The sequence below is a fragment of the Tsukamurella strandjordii genome, from assembly GCF_039525985.1.
Lineage (GTDB): Bacteria > Actinomycetota > Actinomycetes > Mycobacteriales > Mycobacteriaceae > Tsukamurella > Tsukamurella strandjordii.
The window spans coordinates 252,177-268,254 of record NZ_BAAAII010000005.1; the positions used below are offsets into that span (position 1 = coordinate 252,177).

The window sequence follows — 16,078 nt, forward strand, 5'->3', positions numbered from 1 at the left end:
TCTAGGTGCGCACCGATCAGCGCCCGTCGCCGCCGCGGAAGGCGCTGTAGGTCTCCCACACGCCGAGCAGCACCAGGACGATCCCGAACGGGCGACCCTGGAACCAGAAGAACCGGAGGTCGGGGAAGGCGAGCGCGAGCACCGCGCCGACCACGATGAGCGCGGGACCGATGAGCTTGCGGGGCGTGAGCGAGGAGGTGGACTGCGGCTTATCGGGCGGTGAGGTGGACATGCACCGATTCTCACGGGCGGCCGGGGATCTGTCGTCCCCCGTTCGGCGGACGCGTGATCCCCGGATCGGGGCCGTGCGCTCACCTAGACTCGGCGGCACGCGATGTCCGCGTCCGTGAAGGAGCTGCGCCCGTGCACGATGAGACCTCCCTGACCATCGGCCGCGTCAACCGGGTACTCGGTGAGCGCATCCGGCCGGCCATCCACTCGGCGCGGATACCGCTGGAGGTGGCGGCCAACCAGCTGCCGGGCGAACCGATTCCGCCGGCCGAGGCGTTGGCGCTCGAGTACGGGCCCTTCGCCGACGACCGCCGCTGGGGTCCGGCGTGGGGCACTACCTGGTTCCGGCTGCGCGGCGAGGTCCCGGCCGAGTGGGCGGGCAAACGCGTCGAGGCACTCATCGACCTCGGATTCGATGTGAACCAGACCGGCTTCCAGTGCGAGGGCCTGGTCTACCGCCGCGGTCCCGACGGTGCGCCGGTTCCGGTCAAGGGCATCAACCCGCGTAATCAGGCGGTCGCGGTGAGCGAAAGCGCCGCCGGCGGTGAGCAGGTGGAGCTGTTCATCGAGGGCGCCGCGAACCCCGTGATCCTGGACTACCACCCGTTCCTGCCCACCCGGCAGGGCGACGTGCTCACCTCGTCGCCCGAGCCGCTGTACCGGGTGCGCGCGCTGGACCTGGCGGTCTTCGAGCCGGAGGTCTTCGGGCTGGCCCTGGACATCGAGGTACTGCTGGAACTGCAGGCCGAACTGCCCGAGACGCAGCCGCGGCGGATGCGGATCCTGCAGGCGCTCGACGACTGCCTCGATGCGCTCGACCTGCAGCGGATCACCGAGACCGCCGCCGATGCCCGGGCCGCGCTCGTGGATGTGCTCGCCGCCCCGGCCGATGCCAGCGCGCACCGGATCGCCGCGATCGGGCACTCGCACATCGATTCCGCGTGGCTGTGGCCGCTGCGCGAGACCATCCGCAAGGTCGCGCGGACCACCGCGTCGATGACCACCCTGCTCGACGAGCAGCCGCAGTACCTCTACGGCATGTCCAGCGCGCAGCAGTACGCCTGGGTGAAGGAGCACCGCCCCGAGGTGTGGGAGCGGATCCGCGCCGCCGTCGCCGACGGCCGGTTCCTGCCGATCGGCGGCATGTGGGTCGAGTCCGACACCGTGATGCCCACCGGCGAGTCGCTGGTGCGGCAGTTCTCCTACGGTCAGCGGTTCTTCGAGCGCGAGTTCGGGATCCGGAGCAGGGGTGTGTGGCTGCCCGACAGCTTCGGCTACTCCCCCGCGCTGCCGCAGCTGATGCGCCGGGCCGGCTTCGAATGGTTCTTCACCCAGAAGATCTCGTGGAATCAGCGCAACGTCTTCCCGCATCACACCTTCTCGTGGGAGGGCATCGACGGCTCGCGGATCTTCACCCACTTCCCGCCGATGGACACCTACTGCTCGTCGCTGTCGGGCATGGAGGTCGCGAAGGCGGCCCGCCAGTTCAAGGAGAACCGGGTGGCCACGCGGTCGATCGCGCCGGTCGGCTGGGGCGACGGTGGCGGCGGCACCACCCGCGAGATGACGGGCAAGGCGGAGCGTCTGGCGAACCTGGAGGGCAGCGCCCGCGTCGACTGGGTGCATCCGGACGACTTCTTCGACGCCGCGAAGGCCGAGCTCCCCGACCCCGCGGTGTGGGTGGGAGAGCTGTACCTGGAGCTGCATCGCGGCACGCTCACCAGTCAACACGCCACCAAGGCGACGCACCGCCGGTGCGAGCAGGCGCTGCTGGAGGCCGAGCTGTGGTCCGCGACCGCGGCGGTGCAGCGCGGTGCGACGTACCCGTACCAGGAGCTCGACGCGCTGTGGGAGCAGGTGCTGCTGCACGAATTCCACGACATCCTGCCCGGCACCTCGATCGCCTGGGTGCACCGCGAGGCCGTCGCCGTGCTCACCGAGGTGCTCACGCAGGCAAAGGAACTCGCCGCCGAGGCGCGGGCGGTGCTCGCCGGGACCGGCGAGGTGGACCTGGTGTTCCGGCCGGTGCACACCCCCGTCGACGGTGACGGTGCGCTCGGCGCGGCCCCGGCCGCACCGGCGGGCGAGGCGGTGGTGCTCACGCCGAAGGACGGCGGCTTCCGCATCGCCAACGATCTGGTGTCGGTCACCGTCTCCCGTGACGGTCTGGTGACCTCGGCGATCGATCTGGCCACCGGTAGGGAGGCGATCCCGGAGGGGCGCGCCGCCAACCTCTTCCAGCTCCACCAGGATTTCCCCAACGCCTGGGATGCCTGGGACATCGACCGCTACTACCGCAATCGGGTCGAGGACCTCAGCGCGGCGACGTCGATCAGCGGCGCCGTGGTCGAGGGCAGCGCCGAGATCGTCGTGGAGCGGTCGTTCTCGGCATCGTCGCTGCGGCAGACGATCTCCCTGGCACCCGGCTCGCGGACGCTGCTGCTGCGCAACCGGATCGACTGGCACGAGACGGAGAAGCTGCTCAAGCTCGCCTTCCCCCTCGACGTCTTCGCCCGGGAGACGGCCGCCGAGACCCAATTCGGATTCCAGCGCCGCACGACCCACGTGAACACCAGCTGGGAGGCCGCGAAGTTCGAGACCTCCATGCACCGTTTCGTGCTCGCCGAGGAGGACGGATTCGGCGTGGCCGTGATCAACGATTCGGTGTACGGCTACGACACCGCTCGCGACGAGACGGACGGCGCGATCACGACCACCGTCCGGGTCTCGTTGCTGCGCGCGCCCCGGTTCCCCGATCCCGACACCGATCACGGCGTGCACGAGATCACCGTCGGCCTGGTGGTCGGCGCCGATCCGGCGATCGCGACCACCGAGGGCCAGCGGCTCAACGCCCCGCACACGGTGGTGCGCGGCGCGGAACCGGTGGCGCCGCTGGTGACGCTCGCCGGCGAGGGCATCGTCATCTCGTCGGTCAAGCTCGCCGACGACCGCTCGGGTGATGTGATCGTGCGCCTGTACGAGGCCCTGGGCCGACGCGCGAGCGGATCGCTCACCGTGGGCTTCCCGCACGGCGGTATCCACGAGGTCAGCCTCATCGAGGACGAACTCGACGATCCGCGGGTGGGCGGCGATCTGGTGCTGCGCCCGTTCGAGGTGCGGACGCTGCGGATCAGTCGACGCTGACCAGCACCCGGCCGGTGGCGCGGAGGGCGTCCGCGACCGCGGTATCGGACGCCGGAAGCAGTGGCAGGCGCACGTCGGGCGTGGCGATCCGGCCCTGCGCGGCGAGCACGCCCTTGATGACGGTGGGATTGGGCTCACTGAACAGGGCCGATGCCAGCGCAGCGAGCGAGCCACCGATCAGGCGCGCCTCCTCGATGCGGCGCTCGCGCCAGGCGGCGATGAGTGCGGCGAACTCCCCCGCGGCCACGTTCGCGCTCGCGGAGATCGCGCCGTGGCCGCCGAGGGCCAGGATCGCGCTCACGAAAGCATCGTCGCCGGCGAGGACCGCGACCCCGTCCGGCACCTCGGCCAGCAGGCGCACCGTGGTCTCCGTGACGCCGCCCACGGCGTGCTTGAAGCCCGCGACGCCGTCGATCGCGGCGAGATCGAGGAGGGCGGGCAGACCGAGCGTGCGGCCGGTCCGCTGCGGGATGTCGTAGACGATCACGGGCACCGGGCTGGCCGCGGTGATGTGGCGGTAGTGCTCCACCACGCCGGCCTCGGACGGGCGGGTGTAGTGCGGGACGGCGACGAGCGCGTAGTCGGCACGCGGGTGGATGCCGCGCAGGGCCTCGGCGCAGGCAGCGGTGGCGTTCGAGCCGGCGCCCACGGTGAGGACCGCGCCGCGGTCGGTGCACACGCCGGCGATCCGGTCGATGATCACGGCGCGCTCGGCATCGGTGAGGGTGGCGGGTTCGCCGGTGGTGCCGAGCGCGACGAGGCCGTCGGCGCCGTCGTCGAGATGGTCGTGGGCGAGGCGCTCCAGCGCCGGGAGGTCGACGGTGCCGTCGCCGTTGAACGGGGTGATGAGCGGGACGTGGAGGCCGGTGAGCTGCATGGCTCTACGGTCGCTCGATTCGAGCTTCAGCACCAGCGCGGAAATCCGACTTCGAGCGTAAGCTGATCTGATGCTCGATGTGCACCGTCTTCGCCTGCTCCGGGAACTCTCGCTGCGCGGCACGATCGCCGCGGTCGCCCAGGCCCTCGACTACACCCCGTCGGCCGTCTCGCAGCAGCTCACCACGCTGGAACGGGAAGCCGGGACGCCCCTGCTCGAACGCACCGGCCGCAGCGTCCGGCTCACCGAGGCGGGCCGGCTCCTCGTGGGGCACGCCGATGCGGTGCTGGCCCGCCTGGAACAGGCGCGCGCCGACCTCGACGCGCTCGGCGGCAGCGTGACCGGCGAGCTGCGGATCGGTGCCTACCCCTCCGCGATGCGCACGGTGATCACCCCCGCGCTGATCCGGCTCTCCGCCGACCATCCGCAGCTGCGGGTCCGGGTCACCGAGATCGACCCCGCCACGGCGCCGGAGGCGCTCCGCTCCGGGAAGCTCGACGTGGCGCTGCTGCACCGGTACGACTGCCTGCCCGGGCGCGACGATCCCTCGCTCGACACCGAGCCCCTGTTCGAGGAGGCCGTACACCTGGCCACACCCGCCGACAGCACCGGCGCACTGGCGGACTTCGCCGCCGCGCAGTGGATCTCGGGAACCGTGGGCACGATGTGCGACGACGCCACGGTGCGTACCTGCGAGGCCGCGGGATTCACACCGCGGGTGCGCCACCGCACGGACGATTTCGCCGCGGTCCTCGCGCTGGTCGACGCCGGACAGGGCGTGGCGATCGTCCCGGACGTGGCCGCCGCCGATGCGCCGCCCACGGTGCGCCTCGCACCGCTCGACATCCGGCGCCGCACGGCGCTGGCCTACCGCCGCGGCGCCGCCGGCGACCCGCTCGTCGGTGCGGCGCGCAGCGCACTCACTGCGCGCTGATCACGCCCGCCTGCAGCAGCCCGAGCACGGTGACGCCCACGATGATGCGATAGCCCACGAACCAGTTCAGCGAGTGCTTGGAGACGAAGTCCAGCAGCCAGGCGATCGCGGCGTAGCCCACGATGAAGGCGATCACGGTGGCCACGAGCAGCTGCGGGCCGGAGGCGTGCAGGCCCGGGCCGCCCTTCTCGAAGGCGTCCGGGAGGCTGAACAAGCCGGATGCCGTGACCGCGGGGATCGCGAGCAGGAAGGACAGCCGCACCGCGGCCTCGCGGGTCAGCCCCAGGAACAGGCCGGCGCTCGACGTGGCGCCCGAGCGGGAAACGCCGGGGATCAGGGCGAGACACTGCGCCAGTCCCATCATGATGCCGTCGCGAGCGGTCACCTGCTCCAGCGGGCGCTGCCGGTTGGCGTAGTACTTACTGCTCACGTACTCGGCGGCCAGGATGACGAACGAGAAGACGATGAGCATGGTGGCCACCAGGTACAGATCCCGGGCGGCCGTGCGGATCTGATCCTTGAACAGATACCCCAGCACGCCGATCGGAATGGTGCCGATGATCACGTACCAGCCGATCCGGTAGTCCACCCCGCGCTGCGTCTTGTCCGCCAGGCCGCGGAACCAGGCCACCACGATCCGGTAGATGTCCCGGGCGAAGTAGATGAGCACCGCGAGCTCGGTGCCGAGCTGCGTGACCGCGGTGAACGAGGCGCCCGCGTCGTCGCCGAACCAGATCTCCGAGACGATCCGCAGGTGGCCCGAGGACGAGACGGGCAGGAACTCCGTCAGGCCCTGCACCAGGCCGAGCACGATCGCCTGAATCCATGTCATGTCCACCCGGGCAGGCTACCGGCCCGGGGCCGTGGCGGCCGCAGACGGTAACTTCGAAGCATCATGAGCCGCACATTCCTCGCCCCGGTCGTCGCCGTCCTCGTCTGCGTGTCCCTCGTGTCGGCGGGCTGCTCGTCGACCCCGGCCCGGGAGGACCGCCCGACGATCACCCCCGCGACCCCGGCGGTCGCCCCGGAGCCCGCCGCGGCGCCCGCCGGTCGGGTGACCCCCGCGGCGCCCGGCGAAGGTCTCGCCTTCGACCCGGTGAGCCGGCGGCTGGCCGCCATCACCGACGGTGCGGTGGTGCTGTACTCGGTCGACGAGGGCCTCAAGGAGACCGGGCGGGTGGCGATCGAGGGCCGTGCGAACCAGGTGGTCCCCAATGCCGGTGGCGGATTCCTCGTCGCGGCGAAGGGGCTCGTCGGTGTCATCGCGAGGGACGGCGACGCCATCGAGGCGGGCTCACCGCGCTTCGACGGCGACGTGCTCACCGTCGCGGCGTACCCCGATGGCGGCCACCTGGCGTTGGCGGGCACCGCCGACGGGAGGATCGTGGTCCTGGACCGCAACGTGAGCACGCCGGTGCGCACCATCACCGGCCCGGTCGAGGCGAGCGTCGTCATGGTCCGTGACGGCAAGGCGGCCGTCGTCGACCGCCGCCAGGCGTCGATCACCGAGCTGGACCTCGACGGCGGTAAGGCCGGCAAGTCGCTGCGCGTGGGGCGCGGCATCACCAACGCGGTCATCGACCCGTTCGGCCGCATGCTCTCGGTGGACACCAGCGAGGATCAAGTCCTGGCGTACTCGATAGCCCCCTTCATGCTGCGGTTCCAGTACCCCGTGGCGAGCGCGCCCTGGGCCGTGGCCTACGACGAGACCGCCAAGCTGATGTGGGTCACGCAGACGGCGACCAACGAGATCGCGGGCTACGCTCTCGGTTCGGGCATGCCGGACCCGAAGCTGCGTTTCCCCACGATCCGCCAGCCGAACGCGGTGGCCGCCGACGCCAAGACCGGCACGGTGTACGTGCAGTCGGCCACCGGCGGCGGCATCCAGGCGATCCCGACCAGGTAGGAGGCCCGATGGCAGCGGGCACGGCGCGGGGGGACGCGGGCGATCCGTACTCCGGTGAGGAGTACGATTTCCTGCCGTTGCGATTGCCGCGGGACGTCTCGCGGGTGACCGCGGCGATGCGCCTCACGATCGAGGCCGAATTCGGCGGCTGGGAGTTGTCCCGGGTGCGGCTCTACACCGACGGGTCGCGCCGGGTGCTGCTGCGCCGCCGCCGCACGAAGACCTCCGGCATGCTGCCGCCGGACGCCACGAAGGGGCTGTAACACCATGTCGTCACTGACGTCGTCCGCGTACCGGCTGTTGCTGCGCACCATGTTCCTGGTGGCACCCGAGCGGATCCACCACCTCGTCTTCGGGTTGATCCGCGGCACCACGGCCGTGCCGCCGGTGCGCACCGGGATCCGCCGCACGCTCGCCTTCCGCGATCCGATCCTGGCGCAGACGGTGTTCGGCGTCGACTTCCCATCTCCCCTGGGTCTGGCCGCCGGGTTCGATAAGAACGCCCGCGCCGTCAACGGCTGGGGTCCGCTCGGCTTCGGCTTCGCCGAGATCGGCACCGTGACCGCCCACGCCCAGCCCGGCAACCCCGAGCCGCGGCTGTTCCGGCTCCCCCAGGATAAGGCCCTGATCAACCGGATGGGCTTCAACAACTACGGCTCCGGCGCCGCCGCGAACGAGCTCCGCAAGCGCGACGCCGGACCGACCGCCGTGCCGATCGGCGCCAACATCGGCAAGACCAAGACGACCCCGCTCGACGGCGCCGCCGACGACTACCGGGTGAGCGCGATGCTGCTCGGACCGCTCGCCGACTTCATCGTGGTCAACGTCTCCTCGCCCAATACCCCCGGCCTGCGCGACCTGCAGGCCACCGAATCGTTGCGGCCCGTCCTCCAGGCCGTGCTCGACACCGTCACGGTGCCGGTGCTGGTGAAGATCGCCCCCGATCTCGCCGACGAGGATGTGGACGCCGTCGCCGATCTGGCACTGGAACTGGGGCTCGCGGGCATCGTGGCCACCAACACCACGATCAGCCGGGAGGGCCTGAACACCTCCGCTGCGGAGATCGAGGCGATCGGTCCCGGCGGACTGTCCGGCCACCCGGTCAAGCAGCGCTCGCTGGAGGTGCTGCGGCGCCTGTCGGCCCGGGTCGGCGACCGGCTGGTCCTGATCTCGGTGGGCGGGATCGAGGACGTCGACGACGTCTACCAGCGCATCCGCGCCGGCGCCTCCCTGGTGCAGGTGTACACCCAGTTCATCTACGGCGGCCCGCTGTGGGTGCGCACCGTGCAGAAGCAGCTCGCGGCGCGGCTGCGCGCCGACGGCTTCGCATCGATCTCCGAGGCCGTCGGCGTCGACCGCTAGCTAGATCTGCGCGTAGGTCGCGGTCAGCCTGGCGCGCGCGATCGCCGCGCCGAACAGGTTGAAGCCCAGGAACGCCGGGGTCGCGTTGTCCGGCAGATCCAGCTTCGCCACGCCGAGGGCGTGCACCACGAAGATGTACCGGTGCGGTCCGTGGCCGGCGGGCGGCGCCGCACCGAGGAAGCGCTTGATCCCACCGTCGTTGGTGAGGGTGACCGCACCGTCGGGCAGCGAACCGGGCGCGCCGTTGCCGGCGTCCTCGGCGAGCTCGGTGACCGAGGCGGGAATGTTGGCCACTGCCCAGTGCCAGAAACCCGAGGCGGTGGGCGCGTCCGGGTCGTAGGCGGTCACGGCGAAGGACTTCGTCTGCTCGGGGAAGCCCGACCAGGACAGCTGCGGCGAGACGTCCTGTCCACCCGCGCCGAAGATCCCGCTCAGTTGCGGGGTGGCGAGCGTCGCCCCGTCGGTGAACGTGGTGGAGGTCAGGGTGAACGTGGGCAGCTGCGGCAGCGGCGCGTACGGATCGAACTTCTCGGTCATGGTGTCCTCTCGATCATCGGTACTGATGGGGGTCAGGAGTTGAGCAGGAAGTGCTCGAAGACGCGGGTGCCGAACAGCAGCGAGTCCACGGGGACGCGCTCGTCCACGCCGTGGAACAGGGCCGCGAAGTCCAGTTCCTCCGGCAGCTTGAGCGGTGCGAAACCGAAGCAGCGGATGCCGAGCTTGGCGAAGGCCTTGGCGTCGGTGCCGCCGGAGAGCATGTAGGGCACCGTCTGGCCGTCCGGATCGAAGGTGTGGATCGCGGTGTTCATCGCGTCCACGAGCGCACCGTCGAAGGAGGTCTCGTAGGGTTCGAGCTTGGTGATCCACTCCCGCTCGATGTCTGGTCCGAGCAGCTCGTCCAGTTCTTTCTCGAAGGCCTCCTGGCGGCCCGGCAGCACGCGGCAGTCGATCACGGCCTCGGCGGTCTGCGGGATCACGTTGGCCTTGTAGCCGGCGCGCAGCATGGTCGGGTTGGCGGTATCGCGCAGCGTCGCGCCCACGATCCGGGAGATGCCGCCGATCTTCGCGAGTTGGCCTTCCAGATCAGGGGATTCGACGTCGATGTCGATGGTCGACTCGAGGTCCAGCGCCTGCAGGAACTCGCGGACGGTGTCGGTGAGCACCAGCGGGAACCGATGCCGGCCGAGCCTGGCGACCGCCTCCGACAGCACCGTCACGGCGTTGTCCTCGTGCACGAACGAGCCGTGTCCGGCGCGGGCCTTGGCGGTGATCCGCATCCAGCCCAGGCTCTTCTCCGCCGACTCGACGAGATAGAGCCGCTTCTTGCCGCCCGCGGGTGTGTCCACGGTGAGCGAGAACCCGCCCACCTCGCCCACGGCCTCGGAGACGCCCTCGAACAGGTCCGGACGGTGCTCGACCAGCCAGTGCGAACCCCAGGTGCCACCGGCCTCCTCGTCGGCGAGGAAGGCGAAGACGATGTCCCGCGGCGGCACCGTCCCGGTGGACTTCAGCTGGCGGGCCAGCGCCAGCATGATGCCGCACATGTCCTTCATGTCCACCGCGCCGCGGCCCCAGACGTAGCCGTCCTCGACCGCCCCGGAGAAGGGGTGCACCGACCAGTCCGCGGGTTCGGCGGGAACCACGTCGAGGTGTCCGTGCACCAGGAGTGCGCCGCGACCCGATTCGGCGCCCTTGAGGGTGGCGAAGACGTTGCCGCGGCCGGGTTGTCCGGACTCCAGGTACTCGGTCTCGTACCCCACCTCGTCGAGCTGGGCCTGGACCCAGCGCGCGCACTCGGCCTCGCCCTTGGTGGTGGCGAGCTCGCCGGTGTTGGACGTGTCGAAGCGGATCAGATTGCTGACGGTGTCGACGACCTCGTCGAGCGCGTTCACTGCACTGGTAGCCACGCTCTATACCTACCACGCGGCCGCCGCCACCGATCGGCGCCCGCAGGCACCCCGACGTGCCGATTTGGTGCAGCGGGCGGGCGTGGATTACTGTGAACAAGCTTCCCGCGCGGGTGGCGGAATGGCAGACGCGCTAGCTTGAGGTGCTAGTGTCCTACTAATGGACGTGGGGGTTCAAGTCCCCCTCCGCGCACAGACGAAAGACCCCGGTATCGCACCGGGGTCTTTCGCTTTTCCCGGCTCGAATCCCCGTGATCCTCAGATCGCGTGCTGCGGAGCCAGCTCCACCCGGTGCGTCGCGGCCCAGGGGATGTCGGGATGCAGCGAGGAGAAGCTGTACTCCACGCTGTCTCGACCGCCGGACTCGTCCAGCTTCAGGCCCGACAACCTGCCCGCGGCCAGGAGCCGGCCGTCGGCGTCGTAGATCCGCGCGTCCCGGTCGGCGACCGCGTCGTAGTCCGCGTGGAAGGCCTCGTACAACTCGGTCCCGCTGAACGTGTCCATGGCTCCATGGTGCTCCCGACGAGCCGTCGGTAGGGCCGGTTCCGACGATCGCGTGCGCGCCGGACGCGGCGCACGCGAATTCTTACGGATGCCTGACAGCCCGGTGCGATGTCCGTTTCCACCGGATCCGGTCGCTACCGTCGAACCAGTGACCATCGACCGGAACTTCATGCAGACCATGGGGCTTCACGTGATCCGTGCGGGCCTCGTCCTCAATCTCGGCTGGCAGGGCCTCGGCAAGTTCACCGCCGCCGAGGCCACTGCGATCGAGCCACTGATCAGCGGAAGCCCCCTCATGTCGTGGACGCTGCGACTGTTCGACCTGCGCGCGGTGTCGTCGGGTATCGGCGTCATCGAGCTGCTGACGACGATCGCCCTGATCGTGGGTATCTGGTCGCGACCGGCCAATGACATCGCCGTGGCCGCCGCGTCCCTCACCTTCCTCGGGACCTTCTCCTTCCTGTTCACCTCCATCGACTACGACTGGGGCCTCCTGCCGCCGAGCGGCTTCCTGCTCAAGGACCTCGTGCTGCTGGGCGCATCGCTCGCGCTGCTGCGCACGGCGCGATCCGCGGTGAGGCCCGATCCGAACCGTGAGACCGTCGCCTCCGGCTGACCGGTATCTGGCAGTCTGACCGTGTGCCCATCTCGCTCGAGCTGCCCCGCATGCACAAAGTCCGCGACATCACGCCGGTCACCCGGTTCGGTGTCGGCGGTACCGACCTCGGAATCGCGTGCCGGGTGGGTCGCGAGATCCTGTACGTCTTCGGCGACACCTTCGAGGGGCTGACCATCGGGGCGGGCGACTGGCGCTCCCCCGTCGGATTGTTCGGGACCGCTACGGGTCTCATCACCCGGCCCGCGGGGCCGGACTCCAAGCGCGCGCGGCAGCTGCTGGACTACAGCCACGACACCGGCGAGTTCTCCACGATCCTTCCCACCACCTGCATCGAGGTCGACGGGGCGCTCTACCTGCACACCATGACGATGCAGAGCCTCGACACCGTGGTGCGGACGGCCCTGTGGCGCTCGGACGACCGCGCGGCCACCTGGCGGGAGGTGGCCCGGTTCGACGCCCGCCAGGCCGACGGGTGCCGGAACATGTGGGCCCTGTGCCCCGCGCCGGACGGCTACACCTACAACCTGTCCACCGGCGGCCTCAGCCGGGACAAGGGCCTGCGGCTGCACCGCCTCCGCACCGAGCTGCTCGCCACACTTGCGCCCGGCGTCGACGTGCCCTGGGAGCCGTGGGGATGGCGCCCGGACACGGGCTGGCGGTGGGGCAACCCGCCCACCGATCTGGCGCTCGGCAGTGGCTACGGCGAGCTCTGCCTGGCGCTGATCGACGGAGTCTGGGTGATGACCTACTTCGACGCGGCGCACTACCGGATCGCGGCGCGGTTCGCCGAGCGGATCGACGGCATCTGGTCCGAGCCGGTGACCCTCCTGCAGGGGTCGTCGTGGCAGGACGAGGATCACGCCGATGGCCGCGTCGCGCAGCTCTACGGCGGCTACCTGGTTCCGGGCTCCACCCTGCGCTCGGCGCGACTGGTGGTCTCGCAGTGGAACACCCAGAACAACCATCCGTACAAATCGATGATGTTCAAGGGCCCCTTGCGGGTGCAGTAGCGTCCGGTCGCCCTCGCGGCCCGCCCCGAGTGATCAGGCGATTCCCGGCACCTCGGTGGCGGCGAAATCGGCCAGTGCCTCGGTCACGATCTGCGGGATATCGCCCGAGACGTTGACGGTGACACCGAACTCGTCCGGCTCCAGCGGCTCGAGAATGGCCAGCTGCGAGGCCAACATGTCGGCCTTCATGAAGTGCCCCGCACGCCCCTGCATCCGCTCCAGCAACAGCTCCTCGTTGCCGGTGAGGAAGACGAAGTAGACGCTGGCGCCCGCGGCGCGGATCCGGTCCCGGTAGACCCGTTTGAGTGCGGAGCAGGCCACCACCGTGGGCCGCCCCGCCACCATCTCGTCGCGCAGATGGGCGCCGATCGTGGCGAGCCACGGCCACCGGTCCTCATCGGTCAGGGGCCGGCCCGAGGCCATCTTGGCGCGGTTGGCGTCACTGTGGAAATCGTCACCGTCGGCGAAGCTCCGGCCCAGGCGGGAGGCCAGCTCGGCCCCCACGGTCGACTTCCCGGAGCCGGACACTCCCATCACGCAGATCTGGATAGTGGACACTTGTCGAGTACATCACGACCCGCCGCAGTACCCGGCAGGAAAGGCCCCATGTCCGACCCGATCTCCGCCGAAGACCTCGCCGCGTTCCATCGCGTCCTCGAGGCGGCGGCCACCCTCGACGCCGACGATCCGCAATCGATCGAGGTACAGCGGTCGGTGGGGCACATGTTCAAGATGCTCAAGCGGATGCGCCGCAAGGAGTCCCGGGCCAAGGTCCGCGAGGCCGATCGCGACGTCCTCGAGCGCACCGCTACCGGCAACGCCGAGCGCATCGACGACGAGACCGCCGGCATCCTGCTGACCACGCCCACCGCCGGCGACAGCGCGGGAGAACTGCTACGTCCGCAGAGCTGCTACATCTGCAAGCAGCCGTACACCCGGATCGATGCCTTCTACCACCAGCTCTGCCCGGAGTGCGCCGCGTTCAGTCACTCCAAGCGCGATGCCACCACCGATCTCACGGGCCGCCGCGCCCTGCTCACCGGTGGCCGCGCCAAGATCGGCATGTACATCGCCCTGCGCCTGCTGCGCGACGGTGCCGATCTCACTATCACCACCCGCTTCCCCACCGACGCCGCGCGCCGGTTCGCTGCCCTGGCCGACAGCGACGAGTGGCTCGACCGGCTGCACATCGTGGGCATCGACCTGCGCGACCCGTCGCAGGTGAGCGCGCTCGCCGATGCGGTCGCCGCCCGCGGGCCGCTGGACATCATCATCAACAACGCCGCGCAGACGGTGCGCCGCTCGCCCGGCGCGTACTCCGCCCTGGTCGACGCCGAGGCTGGCGATGTGCCGCCGCAGCTCGCCGAGCGGATCATCCGCTTCGGCCGCGCCAGCTCGGCCCACCCGGCGGCTCTCACCGAGGCCCTCGACGGGCACACCCTCGACCGGTCGGGCGATGTCAGCGCCGTGGACCCCGCGGCCCTGACCGCGCTCGCGCTGCGCGGCGGATCGTCGTCGGCGGCGCGCATCGAGGACGGCAGCGCCATCGACGCCGGCGGCCTGCTGCCCGACCTCGTGCACACCAACTCGTGGGTGCAGACCGTGGAGGAGGTGCAGCCGCTCGAACTGCTCGAGGTGCAGCTGTGCAACTCGGTGGCGCCGTTCATCCTGATCTCGAAGCTTCGGCCCGCCCTCGCGGCGTCGCCCGCGCGGCGCAAGTACGTGGTGAACGTCTCCGCGATGGAGGGCCAGTTCGGCCGCGGCTACAAGGGGCCCGGCCACCCGCACACCAACATGGCCAAGGCCGCGCTGAACATGCTCACCCGCACCTCCAGCGCGGAGATGCTGGAGCAGGACGGCATCCTGATGACGGCCGTCGACACCGGCTGGATCACCGACGAGCGTCCGCACCACACCAAGATGCGCCTCGCCGAGGAGGGCTTCCGCGCCCCGCTCGACCTGGTCGACGGTGCCGCCCGCGTCTACGACCCGATCGTGCAGGGCGAGGCCGGCGTGGACCTCTACGGCTGCTTCCTCAAGGACTACAAGCCCTCACCGTGGTGATGGGCGGCCGATCGCTAGGGTGATTCCGTGGCGGAAACGAAGGTCCTGTTCGACTGCGATACCGGTGTCGACGACTCCCTGGCCCTGCTCTACCTGCTGGCCAAGCCCGAGGTGAACATCCTGGGAATCGTGTCCACGGCCGGCAACGTGCCCGGGCCCCAGGTGGTCGAGAACAATCTCGCCTGGCTGGAGCTGCTGGGGCGCACCGATATCGATGTCTTCGTCGGTTCCGACTCCCCCGTCTCGGCGCCGCTCATCACCACTGAGGAGACGCACGGTCCGTTCGGCGTCGGCTACGCCGAACTGCCCACGCCCACCCGCACTCCGGCGGACCGGTCGGGGGCCCAGGCCTGGTCCGATCTGACCCGGGAGCATCCGGGCGAGGTGGTCGGTCTCGTCACCGGCCCGTGCACGAACCTCGCGCTGGCACTGCGCGACGATCCGGGCATCCTCGCCCGCCTGCGTCGGCTCGTGATCATGGGCGGCGTCTTCTGGCACCCCGGCAACACGACTCCCACCTCGGAGTGGAACGTGGCCGTCGATCCCGAGTCGCTGTGGGAGGTCTTGCGCGCCTACGGCGAGCTCGACGGCACCGGGGTACCGCTCCCGATCCTGTGCCCGCTCGACCTGACCGAGACGATCGAGCTCACCCCCGACCACATCGTGCGGCTCGCCGATGCCGCGGGGAGCAGCCCGGCCGAGGTGCTCGATCCCCAGGACCCCGATGGCACCCGCTCCACCGCGAGTGACCCCGTGGTGCGGGCCACCTCGGATGCGGTGCGGTTCTACTTCGAGTTCCACCGCGACCACGACCTCGGCTACATCGCGCACATGCACGACCCGTTCGCCGCCGCCGTCGCGCTCGATCCGTCGATCGTGCGCACCAGGGCGTACCCGGTCGACGTGGAGCTGAGCGGGGCATTGACCCGCGGCACCACCGTCGCGGACGTGCACGGCGCCTGGAATCGCCCGGACACCGCCCAGATCGCCGTCGCCACCGATCCGGTGGCCTTCTTCGACGATCTGCTCGATTCGATCGCGAGGCTCGCCCGTGACCGCGTCTGACGCACAGATCGCGGCCTTCCTGCAGGTGGCCGCGGAGACGCTGGACACCGTGGACGCGGTGCTCGGCGATCTCGACGACACCACGGTGAACCTGGCCACCCCCGGCGGCAACTCCGTCTTCGCGCTCGTGACCCACGTGCGGGGCGCGCTCGGTTACTGGGGCGGTTCGCTGCTGGCCGGCGAGGACATCCCGCGCGACCGCTCCGCGGAGTTCCACGCGACCGGCACCGTCGAGCAGGCGCGCGGCATCGTCGCCGGGCTCCGCACCGACCTCGCGCGCTGGGCGCCCGTGGCCGCCATCGGGATCCGCAATCCGCAGGCGCGCGGCACCACCCGCCGCGATGCGGCCGCGGCCCCTCCCGAAAGGGTGCTCACCCACATGCTGCGGGAGCTCACCCAGCACACCGGGCACATGGAGATCTGTCGCGACGTGGTCGTGCACGGCGCACACTGAA

Annotated in this window: 17 protein-coding genes and 1 tRNA gene; 11 read left to right on the plus strand and 7 right to left on the minus strand. The window is 70.5% G+C overall.

What is annotated here, in order from left to right; translation table 11 throughout:
• Nucleotides 1-16: 16 nt before the first annotated feature.
• Nucleotides 17-232 (minus strand): hypothetical protein, encoded by a 216-nt coding sequence (locus ABD108_RS10280; RefSeq protein WP_305110610.1) that lies wholly within the window; start codon nucleotides 230-232, stop codon nucleotides 17-19.
• A 131-nt stretch (nucleotides 233-363) separates the two neighbouring features.
• Here ABD108_RS10280 and ABD108_RS10285 point away from each other — a divergent pair, with 131 nt between their 5' ends.
• Complete coding sequence (locus ABD108_RS10285; protein ID WP_343930211.1) at nucleotides 364-3,375, plus strand: alpha-mannosidase; 3,012 nt, start codon at nucleotides 364-366, stop codon at nucleotides 3,373-3,375.
• On the opposite strand, the gene dapA is transcribed toward ABD108_RS10285, so the two are convergent.
• Nucleotides 3,362-4,252 carry a 4-hydroxy-tetrahydrodipicolinate synthase gene (gene dapA / locus ABD108_RS10290; RefSeq protein ID WP_343930212.1) on the minus strand — a complete coding sequence of 297 codons (891 nt, stop codon included), beginning with the start codon at nucleotides 4,250-4,252 and terminating at the stop codon, nucleotides 3,362-3,364. The two genes, ABD108_RS10285 and dapA, sit on opposite strands and share 14 nt — an antisense overlap.
• A gap of 70 nt (nucleotides 4,253-4,322) precedes the next feature.
• Here dapA and ABD108_RS10295 point away from each other — a divergent pair, with 70 nt between their 5' ends.
• Nucleotides 4,323-5,186 (plus strand): LysR family transcriptional regulator, encoded by an 864-nt coding sequence (locus ABD108_RS10295; protein ID WP_305110613.1) that lies wholly within the window; start codon nucleotides 4,323-4,325, stop codon nucleotides 5,184-5,186.
• On the opposite strand, the gene ABD108_RS10300 is transcribed toward ABD108_RS10295, so the two are convergent.
• On the minus strand, nucleotides 5,173-6,018 hold the full coding sequence (locus tag ABD108_RS10300) for an undecaprenyl-diphosphate phosphatase (protein WP_305110928.1): 846 nt from the start codon (nucleotides 6,016-6,018) through the stop codon (nucleotides 5,173-5,175). The genes ABD108_RS10295 and ABD108_RS10300 overlap by 14 nt on opposite strands.
• Before the next feature lie 63 nt (nucleotides 6,019-6,081).
• On the opposite strand from ABD108_RS10300, the gene ABD108_RS10305 reads away from it, so the two are divergent.
• The 3 genes from ABD108_RS10305 to ABD108_RS10315 are packed head-to-tail and all read left to right on the plus strand — an operon-like array spanning nucleotide 6,082 to nucleotide 8,454.
• Nucleotides 6,082-7,092 (plus strand): YncE family protein, encoded by a 1,011-nt coding sequence (locus tag ABD108_RS10305; RefSeq protein ID WP_343930213.1) that lies wholly within the window; start codon nucleotides 6,082-6,084, stop codon nucleotides 7,090-7,092.
• 8 nt (nucleotides 7,093-7,100) lie between these two features.
• The gene (locus tag ABD108_RS10310; protein WP_220658845.1) at nucleotides 7,101-7,355 is read left to right on the plus strand and encodes a DUF5703 family protein; all 255 of its coding nucleotides are present in this window, start codon (nucleotides 7,101-7,103) and stop codon (nucleotides 7,353-7,355) included.
• Between the two features lie 4 nt (nucleotides 7,356-7,359).
• Entirely contained in the window at nucleotides 7,360-8,454 is a 1,095-nt protein-coding gene (locus tag ABD108_RS10315) for a quinone-dependent dihydroorotate dehydrogenase (RefSeq protein WP_343930214.1), read from the plus strand.
• Here the strand turns inward: ABD108_RS10315 and ABD108_RS10320 are convergent, their stop codons facing one another.
• Together ABD108_RS10320 and ABD108_RS10325 are read right to left on the minus strand one after the other, a co-directional pair.
• Nucleotides 8,455-8,991, minus strand: a complete 537-nt coding sequence (locus ABD108_RS10320; RefSeq protein ID WP_305110617.1) for a YbhB/YbcL family Raf kinase inhibitor-like protein — start codon at nucleotides 8,989-8,991, stop codon at nucleotides 8,455-8,457.
• A gap of 32 nt (nucleotides 8,992-9,023) precedes the next feature.
• Nucleotides 9,024-10,361 carry a M20/M25/M40 family metallo-hydrolase gene (locus ABD108_RS10325; RefSeq protein ID WP_220658848.1) on the minus strand — a complete coding sequence of 446 codons (1,338 nt, stop codon included), beginning with the start codon at nucleotides 10,359-10,361 and terminating at the stop codon, nucleotides 9,024-9,026.
• 107 nt (nucleotides 10,362-10,468) lie between these two features.
• Between ABD108_RS10325 and ABD108_RS10330 the strand changes: the two genes are divergently transcribed.
• Nucleotides 10,469-10,554: transfer RNA gene (locus ABD108_RS10330), tRNA-Leu, on the plus strand.
• Between the two features lie 65 nt (nucleotides 10,555-10,619).
• Here the strand turns inward: ABD108_RS10330 and ABD108_RS10335 are convergent.
• Nucleotides 10,620-10,865, minus strand: a complete 246-nt coding sequence (locus ABD108_RS10335) for a hypothetical protein (protein WP_220658849.1) — start codon at nucleotides 10,863-10,865, stop codon at nucleotides 10,620-10,622.
• A 148-nt stretch (nucleotides 10,866-11,013) separates the two neighbouring features.
• Between ABD108_RS10335 and ABD108_RS10340 the strand changes: the two genes are divergently transcribed.
• On the plus strand, nucleotides 11,014-11,481 hold the full coding sequence (locus ABD108_RS10340; RefSeq protein WP_343930215.1) for a DUF417 family protein: 468 nt from the start codon (nucleotides 11,014-11,016) through the stop codon (nucleotides 11,479-11,481).
• A gap of 23 nt (nucleotides 11,482-11,504) precedes the next feature.
• The gene (locus ABD108_RS10345; protein WP_343930216.1) at nucleotides 11,505-12,494 is read left to right on the plus strand and encodes a DUF4185 domain-containing protein; all 990 of its coding nucleotides are present in this window, start codon (nucleotides 11,505-11,507) and stop codon (nucleotides 12,492-12,494) included.
• A gap of 33 nt (nucleotides 12,495-12,527) precedes the next feature.
• Here ABD108_RS10345 and ABD108_RS10350 read toward each other — a convergent pair whose 3' ends face one another.
• Nucleotides 12,528-13,028 carry a gluconokinase gene (locus ABD108_RS10350; protein WP_220659604.1) on the minus strand — a complete coding sequence of 167 codons (501 nt, stop codon included), beginning with the start codon at nucleotides 13,026-13,028 and terminating at the stop codon, nucleotides 12,528-12,530.
• Nucleotides 13,029-13,100: 72 nt separating this feature from the next.
• On the opposite strand from ABD108_RS10350, the gene ABD108_RS10355 reads away from it, so the two are divergent.
• From ABD108_RS10355 to ABD108_RS10365, 3 genes are read left to right on the plus strand one after another with little or no spacing between them, the layout of a single operon-like run.
• Nucleotides 13,101-14,558, plus strand: a complete 1,458-nt coding sequence (locus ABD108_RS10355) for an SDR family NAD(P)-dependent oxidoreductase (protein ID WP_343930217.1) — start codon at nucleotides 13,101-13,103, stop codon at nucleotides 14,556-14,558.
• A gap of 27 nt (nucleotides 14,559-14,585) precedes the next feature.
• Complete coding sequence (locus ABD108_RS10360; protein WP_220658856.1) at nucleotides 14,586-15,623, plus strand: nucleoside hydrolase; 1,038 nt, start codon at nucleotides 14,586-14,588, stop codon at nucleotides 15,621-15,623.
• On the plus strand, nucleotides 15,610-16,077 hold the full coding sequence (locus ABD108_RS10365) for a mycothiol transferase (RefSeq protein WP_343930218.1): 468 nt from the start codon (nucleotides 15,610-15,612) through the stop codon (nucleotides 16,075-16,077). The genes ABD108_RS10360 and ABD108_RS10365 overlap by 14 nt, the downstream gene beginning before the upstream one ends.
• Nucleotide 16,078: the final 1 nt, after the last annotated feature.